At 72.5% G+C, this 12795-nt stretch carries 9 protein-coding genes; 5 read left to right on the plus strand and 4 right to left on the minus strand.

The features are described from left to right. Positions 1 to 102: 102 nt before the first annotated feature. Positions 103 to 1107, plus strand: coding sequence for a selenide, water dikinase SelD (gene selD / locus GGQ54_RS12240; protein WP_179446592.1), 1005 nt, complete (start codon positions 103 to 105; stop codon positions 1105 to 1107). A 119-nt stretch (positions 1108 to 1226) separates the two neighbouring features. Further along, complete coding sequence (locus GGQ54_RS12245; RefSeq protein WP_179445637.1) at positions 1227 to 4571, plus strand: phosphodiester glycosidase family protein; 3345 nt, start codon at positions 1227 to 1229, stop codon at positions 4569 to 4571. Positions 4572 to 4597: 26 nt separating this feature from the next. Here GGQ54_RS12245 and GGQ54_RS12250 read toward each other — a convergent pair whose 3' ends face one another. After that, on the minus strand, positions 4598 to 5380 hold the full coding sequence (locus GGQ54_RS12250; RefSeq protein ID WP_179445638.1) for an NAD(P)-binding domain-containing protein: 783 nt from the start codon (positions 5378 to 5380) through the stop codon (positions 4598 to 4600). Next, positions 5377 to 6786 (minus strand): L-lactate permease, encoded by a 1410-nt coding sequence (locus tag GGQ54_RS12255; protein WP_179445639.1) that lies wholly within the window; start codon positions 6784 to 6786, stop codon positions 5377 to 5379. The genes GGQ54_RS12250 and GGQ54_RS12255 overlap by 4 nt, the downstream gene beginning before the upstream one ends. Positions 6787 to 6842: 56 nt before the next feature. Between GGQ54_RS12255 and GGQ54_RS17660 the strand changes: the two genes are divergently transcribed. Then, a complete protein-coding gene (locus GGQ54_RS17660) occupies positions 6843 to 7394 on the plus strand; it encodes a cupin domain-containing protein (protein WP_179445640.1) in 552 nt (183 codons plus the stop codon). Positions 7395 to 7559: 165 nt separating this feature from the next. On the opposite strand, the gene GGQ54_RS12265 is transcribed toward GGQ54_RS17660, so the two are convergent. After that, positions 7560 to 8102, minus strand: coding sequence for a helix-turn-helix domain-containing protein (locus GGQ54_RS12265; RefSeq protein ID WP_179445641.1), 543 nt, complete (start codon positions 8100 to 8102; stop codon positions 7560 to 7562). Between the two features lie 667 nt (positions 8103 to 8769). Between GGQ54_RS12265 and GGQ54_RS12270 the strand changes: the two genes are divergently transcribed. Continuing rightward, entirely contained in the window at positions 8770 to 10728 is a 1959-nt protein-coding gene (locus tag GGQ54_RS12270; RefSeq protein ID WP_179445642.1) for a thioredoxin domain-containing protein, read from the plus strand. A 96-nt stretch (positions 10729 to 10824) separates the two neighbouring features. On the opposite strand, the gene trhA is transcribed toward GGQ54_RS12270, so the two are convergent. After that, complete coding sequence (trhA, locus tag GGQ54_RS12275; protein ID WP_179445643.1) at positions 10825 to 11496, minus strand: PAQR family membrane homeostasis protein TrhA; 672 nt, start codon at positions 11494 to 11496, stop codon at positions 10825 to 10827. 162 nt (positions 11497 to 11658) lie between these two features. On the opposite strand from trhA, the gene GGQ54_RS12280 reads away from it, so the two are divergent. Next, complete coding sequence (locus GGQ54_RS12280) at positions 11659 to 12492, plus strand: isoprenyl transferase (protein WP_179445644.1); 834 nt, start codon at positions 11659 to 11661, stop codon at positions 12490 to 12492. The last annotated feature ends 303 nt before the right edge of the window (positions 12493 to 12795 follow it).

A 12795-nucleotide genomic window follows, 5' to 3' on the forward strand; every position in this document is an offset into this window, starting at 1 on the left:
GGGGCTCGACATGCCAGCGAGGCTAGTGCGATCGGGCGCCGGGGGCCAACCGAATTCGGCCTGATTAGGCTGGCCGGCATGACGGCAGCGGTACGCGAGGGGATGACCGACCGGCTGACGCGCTACGCCGCGGGCGGCGGCTGCGCCTGCAAGGTCCCGCCGGGTGAGTTGGAACGCGTGCTCGCCGGCGTGATGCCGACGAGCGCGGCGGAGGAGCTGATCGTCGGCCTGGAGAACGGCGACGACGCGGCGGTGGTCCGGATCGCCGACGACGTCGACGGCCGCGGTCGCGCCGTCGTCTGCACCGCCGACTTCTTCACCCCGGTCGTCGACGACTTCTACGACTGGGGCCGGATCGCCGCGGCGAATGCCCTGTCGGACGTCTACGCGATGGGCGGCGAGCCGATCGCCGCGGTCAACCTGCTCGGCTGGCCGCGTTCGACGCTGCCGTTCGAGTACGCCGCCGAGGTGCTGCGCGGCGGCGCGGACGTCTGCGCCGAGGCCGGCTGCCACCTGGCCGGCGGGCACAGCATCGACGACCCCGAGCCCAAGTACGGCCTGTCCGTGACCGGCATCGCCGACCCGGCGCGGCTGCTCCGCAACGACGCGGGTACGCCCGGCGTACCGCTCACGCTGACCAAGCCGCTCGGCGTCGGCGTGCTGAACAACCGGCACAAGGCCACCGGCGAGGTGTTTCCCGATGCCGTTGCGAGCATGACCACCCTCAACCGCGATGCTGCGCGCGCCGCGTTGGCCGCCGGCCTGACCTGCGCCACCGATGTGACGGGCTTCGGGCTGCTCGGCCACCTGTACAAGCTGTGCCGGGCCAGCGGGGTCGCCGCCGAGATCGACGCCGCGGCGGTGCCCTATCTGCCCGGCGCGCGCGAGTCCCTGGCCGAGGGCTTCGTGCCGGGCGGATCGAAGCGCAATCTGGACTGGGTACGCCCGCACCTCGACGGCTCGGACGTCGACGAGGACGAGCTGATCCTGCTCGCCGACGCCCAGACCTCCGGCGGCCTGTTGGTGGCCGGCGAACTGCCCGGGTATCCGGTGATCGGCCGGCTGGTCGCCGGCGAGGCCCGCGTCACGGTGTGCGGGCAGCGGTAGTGGGCGGGCATCGGACAACTGCCGTTCGCCCGCGCGACACCTGAGGCTTCCCCGGCGGGCGCACGGGTAGGGCAGGCTGGCTCGGGTCTGCACCGGTGTCGTCTGTCGAGGGAGCCACGATGTCCACTGCCACCACCGCCGGTACGCGGCGCGGTCTCGCGCTCGCCCTCGGGCTGCTGCTCGCGACCGCGGGGCTGCTCGGCGGGGCGACGCAGGTCCGGGCCGAGACCGATCCGGCCGGGGCGACCGCGGCGGCGCTCCGCGTCGCGCCCGCGACGCTGGTCGAGGACCGGCGTACCGACATCGCGCCCGGGCTGACGCTGACCAGCTTCCGGCGGCTGCAACCGGGCGGCTGGGTGACCGGACACGTGATGGACGCCGACCTGACCACGCCGAGCCTGTCGCTCGACGTCACCGACGGCGGCGAGGTGTCGGGCTCGAATGCCACCGTCGAGGAATTCGCGCGCAATGCCGACGCGGTCGCGGCGATCAACGGCGACTACTTCGACATGAACGCCTCCGATGCGCCGATCGGCACCAATGTCTCGCCGAACGAGGGCCTGCGGACCGCCGGCGGTGGCCCGCGGCAGGCGTTCACGATCCGCGACGGCAAGGCCGCCGTGCAGTCCCTGATGAGCGGTGCCACCGTGGAGGCGGGCGGCGAGACGTCGGAGATCGGCTCGGTCAACTCGCCGAGCTTCGCCGGCGACAGCCTGGCGGCCTTCACCCCGATCTGGGGCACGTATCCGATCGGACGGCTCGTCGGCGAGTCCGAGCCGGTGCGCATCGTGATGATCTCCGGTGGCCGGGTGAGCGCCAACACGACCGACCGGGGCGCGATCGCCTCGGGTGACGCCGTGCCCGACGACGGCGCGGTGCTGGTCGGGCGCGGCCGCGCCGCCGACCGGCTCGCCGGACTGGCGGTCGGCACGGAGGCGAAGCTGACCATCCGGGCGTCCGAAGATGTTGATCTTGCCGTCGGCGGGTCGCAGCGCCTGCTCACCGACGGACGGGTCACCGAGGACAACGAGGTGACCGCCGCCCGGACCGCGATCGGCGTCAACCGCGATGGCACCGCGATCAAGGTGATCACCGTCGACGGCAGGTCCGCCGATGCGCACGGGATGACCATCCAGGAGCTCGCCCGGTTCATGTCCGACCTCGGCATGTGGAACGCGGTCAACCTCGACGGCGGCGGCTCCACCACCCTGGTCGCGCGGCCGGCCGGCACCGACGACCTGCAGGTGATCAACCGCCCGTCGGACGGCAAGCAGCGCGCGGACAGCAATGCACTGGTCTTCCGGTCCGCGGCGCGCGGGTCCTCGCCGACCGGGCGCGTGCTGCGGCCCGAGCTCGAGCCGGCCGCGGGCCTGCCGGAGCCCGCGGCGCACGGCGTACTGCCCGGGCTGAGCCGCACGCTGATCGGCACCGGCCTCGACGCCAACCTCGCCGCCACCCCGGCCGGGCGGTCGGTGATCCGGGCCAGGGCCGGCCTGGTGCGGGTCGAGGACACCGAGCGCAGCGGGCCCTACGACCGGACCGTGGTGCGCGGCAACCGGCCGGGAACGACGACCGTGATCTACGGGGCCGGCCGGGACGCCACCAGCACCGACCTGCGGGTCTTCGGTGACCTGCAACGGATCGAGGCCTCCGAGACGCTGGTCCCGCTCGGCTCGGCCGCCGACACCTCCGCGGTCCGGGTGACGGGCATCGACGCCGACGGCAACCGCGTACCGGTCGAGAACCGTGACATCGAGGTGGCCGCGAGCGACGGGCTCACGGTCGAGCGCGACGGCCTGGCCGAGCTGGTGATCGGCGCGCGCGAGGGCGCGCAGTCGGGGACCGTGACCATCGCGGTGCGCGGCAAGGAGACCACGCTCGGCGTGACCGTCGGCCACGACGACCGCGAGGTCGCCGACTTCGCCGATCCGGCGGACTGGAAGGTCGGCACGGCCCGCGCCACCGGCGGCCTGGGCTCGGCGACCGGGCCCGAGGGCGGTCCGGCGCTGGCGCTCGACTTCGACTTCACCACGAGCACCGCGACCCGCGGGATGTACGCCGTGCCGGTGACGCCGATCGAGCTGCCCGGGCAGCCCCGGTCGGTGTCGCTGTGGATCAAGGGCACGGGGAAGGGGGAGTGGCCCCGGCTGCAGGTGACCCGCGGTGACCAGACCAGCACCAATCTCGACGGCGCCCTGATCGACTGGACGGGGTGGCGCAAGGTGACGTTCCCCGTGCCGGCCGGGACGGCGTACCCGCTGCAGCTCACGGCCATCCGCTTCATGGAGACCCGTTCGAACGCCAGCTATCGCGACCGGCTGGAGATCGCCGACCTGCGGGCCCAGGTGCCGCAGAGCATCGACCTGCCGGAGCCCGCGCCGGTGCGTGACCCGGCGATCATCAGCCAGGGCACGGTGGACGACCGGCCACTGCGGGTCGCGGTGATCAGTGACGCCCAGTTCGTGGCCCGCAATCCCGACTCCGATCTGGTGCAGGCGGCGCGCCGCACGCTGCGCGAGATCGTCGCCGCCAAACCGGATTTCGTGATCATCGCCGGCGATCTGGTCGACGAGGCCGCGCCGGAGGACATCGCGCTCGCCAGGCGGGTGCTGGAGGAGGAGCTGGGCGATCTCGATCATGTCTACGTGCCGGGCAATCACGAGATCATGGGCGGCTCGATCGACAACTTCCGGGCCGAATTCGGCGACACCGCGACCGAGCGGGTGCTGCAGCGGACGAAGATCATCACCCTGGACTCCTCGACCGGCAACCTGCACCCGGGCGGCAGCACCGATCAGCTCCGGATGCTGGAGGCGGGGCTGGCCGATGCGGAACGCGATCCCGGGATCACCGGGGTGCTGGTGGCCAACCACCATCCGGTCGACGACCCGCAGCCCGACGCGGCCAGCCAGCTCGGCGACCGGGTGGAGGCCGACGCGCTGGCGCGCACCCTGGCCGACTTCACCCGTCGTTCCGGCAAGCAGGTCGCCCAGCTCAACGGCCACGTCGGGATCTTCGATGCCTCGGCCCTGGACGGGGTGACCCGGATGATCAACGGCAACTCCGGCAAGGGCCCGTCCGGTACGCCGGATGCCGGCGGGTTCACCGGCTGGACCATGATCGGGATCGACCCGGGCGCTACCGGGCGCACCGACTGGCTGCGGGCCGAGACCCGGGCCCGGGTGGACGAGCTGGCGCTGGATGCGCCAGCCACGCTGGCCCGCGGCGAGACGGCGGAGGTGAAGGCGGTGATCACCCAGGACGGTTCCCGGAAGGTGCCGGTGGCCTGGCCGGTGTCGGCGACCTGGGGCGGCACCGGGGTGGCCGTCGGCTCGAAGCCCCGGAACGCGGTGATCACGATCGACCCGCTGACCGGCCGGATCACCGCCGTCCGGGCGGGCACCGCGACGCTGACCGTCACGGTGAACGGCGCCACCGCGCAGCGCCAGATCCGGGTCGGCTGACCAGCGGTCGGCTGACCCGCCGCGAGTCAGCCGCGGATCCGGCGGAGCAGCCGGTCCAGCGCGGCGTCGAGGGCGGCGCGATTCGCGTCGTCGAACCAGTCGGTACGCAGTTGCTCGTTGAGGCCGCCGCGGGTCTCGTGGCCGCCGGCGACCGCGGCCAGCGGCTCGTCGGTGTGCAACTCGCCCGCGACACCGGTGACGATGCCGCGGAGGAAGGCGTCGGCGGCGGACGGGTCCAGGCCGGGCTGGCGGCCGGCCCAGTCGGCGATCGCGGCGAGCACGGCGAGGGTGGCGGAGACCGTGCCGGTGATCGCGGCCAGGGCGTCGAAGGCCGGCTGTTCGGTCACCGCCAGCGTGCCGCCCAGCCGGTCGAAGAGGGCCGCCGCGGCCGGGTCGGGCGGATGGATCGGTGTGACGCCGGCGCGCTGGCGTACCGCCGGCATGGGAATGGCGCGAACGATCGTCGGGTTGGCACCGAGCTGCTCGCGCAGCCGACCGTGATCGACGCCGGCCACGGCGCTGATCACGAGCGTTCCCGCGGGAACGTCCACGTCCCGCAGTGCGGCGGCGAGGTCGTCGGGACGAACCGCGAGCAGCAGGGTGCCGGCGCGCGACGCCACCTCGGCATTGTCGTCCGCGATCTCGATGACCGCGGGGTGGCGCTCGGCGAGAGCGCGGGCCGTCGCGGCGCCGCGCGGCGAGAGCACGATCGTTGGCGCCTCGCGCTCGGGGTCGAGCGCCAGCCCGTCCACGATGGCGGCGGCGAGCTCGCCGACGCCGATGATGCCGAGGGTCGGTTGCGTGCTCATCGGGGCATGGTAGGCGAGAGGGTGAGCAGGCCGAGGCCGAGCGACAGGACGCCGGTGATCACCAGGGCGGTGATCGTCACCGTGCGGCCGGCGCGGCGCCCCTCGGCCGGCTCGGGGCAGAGCTGGGCGGCGAGTTCGATCTTGGCCGGCGAGGCCATCATGAACAGCGACGAGCACACATTGTGTACCGACATCGCGATCAGTGCGGGGAGTCCGAGCAGGCGGATGATCTCGCTCTGCGGAGCGGCGAACATCGCGTTCGCGGCGGCGTTGGAGCCGGTCAGCCAGCCACCAAGCGCGGCGAGGAAACCGAGCGGCAGGACGTAGGCGGGGCCGAGCTGGGCGACCGCGCGTGCGATTGCCGCGGCCATCCCGCTGACCGCCATCACGACCCCGAGCAGCAGGAAGAGCCCGTTGGCCGGCCCGACGGGCAGCCAGCGCCGCGCTGTCGCGGCGACCGCGCCGGCGAGGTCGCGGCCGCGCAGCGTGGCCGCGACGGAAAGCGGCAGCCAGATCGCGGGCGAGGCCAGGTAGTGCCACGGGCCGCCGGCGCGGGTGGCGTCGAGCAGCGCGGTGGCGATCAGGATGCCGCCGAGCAGCACCGCGTACGGGCTGGCGGCCGCGGCCAGCGCGCGGGTCACCACGATCCGCGCGCCACGCAGGCGGTGCACGAGCAGGTGCGCGACCAGCGTCAGTAGCGCCCCGACGGCGCCGGCCACCGGCGTACCGAGGAGCAGGTTGGCAACGAGGATCGACGCCCACAGCGTCGCGCCGCTGGCCGTGGCGGCAGCCAGGTTCCGGGCGCGGGCGCCGGGCGGGCTGGTGAGGGTGGCGACCACCAGGCCCACGCCGATGAAGACCGGGCCGCTGGCGATCGCCGAGCCGACGCCGAGGGGCTGGAAGCCGATTCCGCTGAGACTGGCGGCGATCAGCGTGCCCGGCGCCATGGAACCCCAGGGGACCGTGCACAGCCCGAGCAGCCCGATGGTCGCGGCCCGGCGGCTGGAGAAGCCAAGGTGCAGCAGCAGCGGGATGGCGAGCGTCACCCCGATGCCGAAGCCGGTGACCGATTCGGCGAAGGGCGTGACGCCGTGCAGCACGGCGAGTGCGGCGGGCGTACCGGTGCCGAGAGTGCGGCCGAGCCAGCTCGCGATGACGTCTTGTCGGCCGGTACGCCGCATCGCCTCGCTGAGCAGCAGGCCGCCGAACACGATCGCCAGCACCTCGATCATCACCGGCGCCCACTGCCGGGTGGCCTCGGCGATCTGCCCGGGGGTCAGCGGGTACGCCACGGCGCAGATGACCACCGCGGCCAGCGCGCCGGCGGCGGAGGTGAGCAGCGCCGAGCGTCGGGCCAGGCTCAGGGCGAGGGCGACCAGCACCGGGGCCAGCGGCAGCAGGAGCATGTTGCGAATGCTGTCAGTGGAGTTGCGCATACGCAACACGGCGTTAGGCTGAGCGCGTGCCGACCGATCAGGCCAACCGCTTCGGTGCGGCCGTGCGTGCCCGCCGCGCCGAGTTGGCGATCACCCTCGACCAGCTTGCCGCGGCATCGGGAGTGTCGCGGGGCACGCTGTCCCGGATCGAGAACGACGCCCTGAACACCAGCCTGGCGAACGCCACCGCGATCGCCCGGGCGCTCGGGGTGGCGCTGTCCGATCTGCTGGAGCAGGCGGGGTCCGAGCCGGTGCTGGTGCCGGCCGCGGAGCTCACCACCTTCACCGCCGACAACGGGATCCGTCGCGCCTCGCTGGCGCGGCCGGCCCCGGGGGTGGAACTGATCGCGTACTCCGTGCCCCCCGGCGCCCGCTCCGCGGAGTTCCCGGCCCACCGCAGCCGCACCGAGGAGGTCCTGCACGTGCTCGCGGGCCGGCTCGAATACGTCGTCGGCGAGCACCGCTACCAACTGGCCGCGGGTGACACCCTGTCCGCGCGCGCCGACGCGCCCCACCACTTCGGCAACCCCGGCAAGCGGGTGTGCGCCTTCCACATGCTCACCATCACCCCGCGCTGAGCGGGTCGGGGATCGGGCGTTGATGCGGCGTGTTGTTTCCAGAAGTCTGGTCCGGGTGTGCGTATCACTCGGGGGTGAGGAGCGGTCGGATCATGCCGGCGGCTTCAGCGAGGTTGTAGCGCTCGGCGAGCTGATGAGAAGGGCCGAGAACATGGGGCGATCTGGTCAGTCGTTGCGCTTTGCGCGTCGTCGGGCGGCGATCGCAGCGCGCACCTGCTCGACCTGCTCGGCCGTCAGCTCTGGCTCTTCATCGGGCGCGTAGATGTCATCGGTGGCGATCTCCATCAACGCTGCGTATTGAGCTTCTCGGCGACGGTTCTTGCACGCCAGGACGTCATCGAGCTTGATCATGCGGCGGCGCGTTCCGGGAGTTTCAGCAGGGAGCTCCCCGGAGTCAATGAGCTTGATCACCGTCGGTCGGCTGACCCCGAGCAGGTCGGCCGCCTGCTGCGTCGTCAGCAGTTGGTTCTGTGGTGCGACAGTGACCGCTTTGCCAGCGGCCATGGCTTCGACGACCTGGAGGACGGCACGGTAGACGGACTCCGGCAACTCGACGTGGTCGCCCTCTCGCGGCCCGGCCAGGAAATAGCGATCTGTGGGTCGGTTGCCGGGGGCGTCCTCGTGTGCCTTGATGAAGCTCAGTATGTCGGCGACCTTGTCCTCGTCGGTCGGCACGTAGGTCTGCTGGTCGAGCGGGCGCGCGGTCATGGCTTCCTCCCTGTTTCGAAGAAAGCATAACCGCGTTTCGTTTCCTTCGAAAGGCTGGATCACGCTCGCGGGTGATCGACGGTGCCGCTGACGGGCGCGAACTGACCGTCGGGCGCCGGGCTCGCCCGGCGGGGACGCCGTGACCTGATCTCCCACCCCGTGCGCTGACCGCCGGCGCGCACCCATGTGACTCTCGGCGTGGCGTCGACCGGAGCGCACCGCGTCACGGCGGGCTCCGGGAGACGCCGGCGTGCTTCGAGAGTCAGCGGGGTGCGCATGTCGTCCCGCGCACCCATCGTCGGGCGGGCACAGCAGCCGTCCACGGGCTCGCCATCGCCTTGAGGTCGGCGCTGTCACCTAGACTGCGGCCGTGCCTCGATGTCTCCAGCGGCCGCCCTGCCCACCGTGGCGGGGCTGGTTCACGGATTGGAGACACGATGGCTCACTCACCGCATCGGCAGTACAAGGGCTGCCAGCTCTGTAGGCCCCACAAGAATCGCCGTAACGGGCGCTCCGTCCGCGACCCTTGGCGAGTCCTGCGCAAGCTCGGCAAGCGCCGCCGCATCGGCCGCAACGACCTGGGCGATTGACGGGGATTCCCGAGACGTCCGGGAGGTTCGACCGGCGTGGGGTCGAGCGGCAAGACGGGGTGCGCAACACTCGAACCATGGCCAATCGACTCGCCGACAGCCTCTCGCCGTACCTGCGTCAGCACGCCGACAATCCCGTCGACTGGCGGGAGTGGTCGGACGAGGCGTTTGCGCAGGCGCGGGAGCGGGACGTGCCGGTCTTCCTCTCGGTCGGGTACGCGGCGTGCCACTGGTGTCACGTGATGGCCCACGAATCGTTCGAGGATCCGGAGATCGCCGAGTTGATCAATGCGAACTTCGTGCCGATCAAGGTCGACCGGGAGGAGCGGCCGGACGTCGACGCGATCTTCATGGCCGCCACCCAGGCCCTGACCGGGCAGGGCGGCTGGCCGATGTCGGTCTGGCTGACGCCGGAGGGCCGTCCGTTCTATGCCGGGACATACTTCCCGCCGCGCCAACGCGGTGGGATGCCGGGTTTCGGTCAGGTGCTGACCGCGCTGGTCGACGCCTGGCGGGACCGCCGCGAGGAGGTGATCACCAGCGCCACGGCAATCGTCGATCATGTCGCCGCGACCCAGCGCGCGCTGCCCGGCGAGGCCGATCTGGCCGGCGCCCTCGCCCGTCTGCGCGAGGACTTCGACCCCTTGCACGGCGGCTTCGGTGGCGCGCCGAAGTTCCCGCCGACCACGGTCCTTGACGCCCTGCTCGCCGACGGTACGCCCGAATCGCTGGAACAGGTCGCGGCCACCCTGGATGCCATGATCGCCGGCGGCATTCATGATCAACTCGGCGGCGGCTTCGCCCGCTACAGCGTCGACGCCGGCTGGGTGGTGCCGCACTTCGAGAAGATGCTCTACGACAATGCGCTGCTGCTCGGCACGCTCGCCCGCGCGAGCGCGCGGGTGGATCCCGAGCGGGCCGCCGCCTACCACGCGACCGCCGAACGGCTCGTCGGCTGGCTGGACCGCGAGCTGCTGGTCGACGACGGAGGGTACGCCGCCTCGTTGGACGCCGACTCCGCCGACGAATCCGGCCGCTTGGTCGAGGGCGCCTTCTACGTCTGGACCCCCGCCCAACTGCGCGCGGTGCTCGGCGCGGACGCGGCGCGCGCGGCGGCCGCGTTCGGGGTCACCGATCGGGGCACCTTCGAACACGGCGCCTCCACCCTGCGCGCCCTCGCACCGATCGAGGACGACTGGCGCGAGCGGCTCTTCACCGCCCGCGACCGGCGCCCCCGCCCGGCCCGCGACGACAAGATCGTTGCCGCCTGGAACGGCTGGCTGATCACCGCACTGGTCACCGCGGCGATGATCTTCGACCGCCCCGACTGGCTCGACCGCGCGCGCGGCGCCGCGGCGTACCTGTGGCAGACCCACTGGCGCGAGTCGGACCGGACCCTGCTGCGCGTCAGCCGTGATCAGCAACCCGGCACGGCACCGGGGATCGCCGAGGATCACGGCGCGCTCGCGCAGGCCTACGCCGCGCTCGCCGGCGCGACCGGCGACGCGACCTGGCTCGACCGCGCCCGTACACTGCTCGACCGCGCCGACGAGCTGTTCGCCGCCGGCGACGGCGGTTGGTACGACGCCGACGCGGCGACCGACCTCTACGCCCGCCCGCGCGACCTGTCCGACAACGCCACCCCCTCGGGCGGCAGTGCCCTGATCGCCGCGCACCGGGCGGTCGCCGGGCTGACCGGCGAGGGCCTGGATCGCCTCCCCGCCGCGACCGCCACCGGCGCCGCCCTGGCCACCGCCGCGCCGCGGTTCGCCGGCTGGTGGCTGCGCGAGTTGATCATCGCCGACCGCGCCGCCGCCCGCGAGATCGTGATCTTCGGCGACGACGGCCCGCTGGTCACGACCGCCTGGCGCGAGGCGCCGGAGGGCTCGGTCATCCTCGCGCTGCCCGGCCCGAGCGAGGAGTTCCCGCTGGCGCGCGGTCGGGGCGCCGAGCTGCCCGCCGCCTACGTCTGCACCAACCAGGCGTGCGGGCTGCCCGCCCACGACCTCGAGGGGTTGCGCGCGCAACTGGCCTGAACGCCGCGTCCGATTCCCGCCAGCGGGGCCGCGTACCGACCTCGATGCTGGACCCGTGCAGACACCACAACTCACCGTCACCGGAGGCGGCGCCGATCAGGCGTAGGTGGCGACGCTGATCGCGGCGTAGTGGCAGGCGAAGGCGGCGACCGTGCAGGCGTGGAAGATCTCGTGGAATCCGAACCAGCGCGGCGACGGGTCGGGCCGCTTGCGGGCATAGACCAGCGCGCCGACCGAGTACAGCAACCCGCCCGCGACGATCAGCGCGAACACCAGTGGGCCGCCATTGTCCCAGAACGGCTTCAACCAGCCGACCGCCGCCCAGCCGATCGCGAGATACAGCAGGGTGTAGAACCAGCGCGGCGCGCCGAGCCAGAGCACCCGCGACAACAGACCGATGATCGCGGCGCCCCAGACCAGTCCGAGCAGCACCCAGCGCCCGGTCCCGTCGAGCAGCAGCAGCGCCATCGGCGTATAGGTCGCCGCGATGAAGACGAAGATGTTCGAATGGTCCATCCGCCGCAGCACCGCCTCGCCCCGCGCGCCCCAGTAGAAGCGGTGGTAGAGCGCGCTGGTCCCGAACAGCAGCACCGAGGCCGCGAGAAACACGGCGCCACCGATCTTGCCGAGCGCGCTGGGCGCCAGCACCACCAGCAGAATGCCCGCGGCCAGCGACAGCGGCAGCATCGCGGCGTGCAGCCAGCCGCGCAGCTTGGGCTTCAGCGGGCGGGCGATCTCGCTCGCCAGGCCCGGTGAACTCGTTGCCATCGACCAACCTTCGCACGCATCTCGGAACAAACCTACGCCGCCGTAACTTACGGTTGCGTAGGTTCAGGGTAGCCGGTCCGCGCGGGTACGCCAATGCTCGGCGCGTGATCAATTCTGCGTCGGGTACGCGGGGAGGCGGGGCGAGTCACTAGGCTCGCGGCCATGCCGCGGATCACCGAGACGCCGAAGGCGACGCTCGCGCGCCTGCGTGAGCGCATCGGCCGCCTGCGCCCACCGGGGGTGCTCTATTCGACCTACGAGCATCGGCTGCTGGCGGAGCTGGATCCGAAGAAGCTGCCCCACCACGTCGCGGTGATGGCCGACGGCAACCGGCGCTGGGCCCGGCTGAACGCCCCCGGTCAGCCGCTCGCCGCCGGCTACCGGGCCGGGGCGCGCAAGCTGCAGGAGTTCGTCGGCTGGTGTGCCGAGGCGGGCATCGGCCTGGTCACCTTGTGGGTGCTGTCGACCGACAACCTGCGCCGCGCCGACGAGGAGGAGCTCGGGTCGCTGCTGGAGGTCATCGCGCGGCTCGTCGACGACCTGGCCGACTCCGGCCGATGCCGGGTGCAACTGGTCGGGGCGCTCGATCTGCTGCCCGCCGACACCGCGGCCCGGCTCCGCGCGGCGGAGGAGCGCAGCAACGCCGACGCGGCCACGCACGTCAACATCGCGATCTCCTACGGGGGCCGCCACGAGCTGCGCGATGCCGTCCGGTCGCTGCTCGCCGAGCAGGCCGAGCGCGGGGTCGGCATCGCCGAGCTCGCCCAGACCCTCGAGATGGACCACATCGCCGACCACCTCTACACCGCCGGCCAGCCCGACCCGGATCTGGTGATCCGGACCTCGGGGGAGCAGCGGATGTCGGGCTTCCTGATCTGGCAGTCGGTGCACAGCGAGTTCTATTTCTGCGAGGCGCTGTGGCCCGATTTCCGCAAGGTCGACTTCGTCCGCGCGCTGCGGGCCTACGCGCAGCGCGAGCGGCGCTTCGGCCGCTGAGGCCCGCGCCCTCGCGCCGGGCCCCGGATGAGCGGCCCGTAACCAGACGTTCACGAGCCGTCCGGCGTGGCGTACCCGCAACTGTGCCGGGCCCGCCGTAGCGTCGAAGACGTGAGCGGTCGGGAAGCCGCTCACCCGGAAGGAAGTCATATGGCGCGTCCGGCTCGACCGAGCTCGACAGGGCTTTCACCAGCCCGCCACCTGTTCCGGTCCACCACCTGACCCAGGTGGGGCCGGCGAGGTGACGTGCGGCCCCACGGCGAGGATCAACCGTGTCTCACAGTGCACTGCCCACCGCCGACC

It is taken from the genome of Naumannella cuiyingiana (assembly GCF_013408305.1).
In the GTDB taxonomy this organism is placed as follows: domain Bacteria; phylum Actinomycetota; class Actinomycetes; order Propionibacteriales; family Propionibacteriaceae; genus Naumannella; species Naumannella cuiyingiana.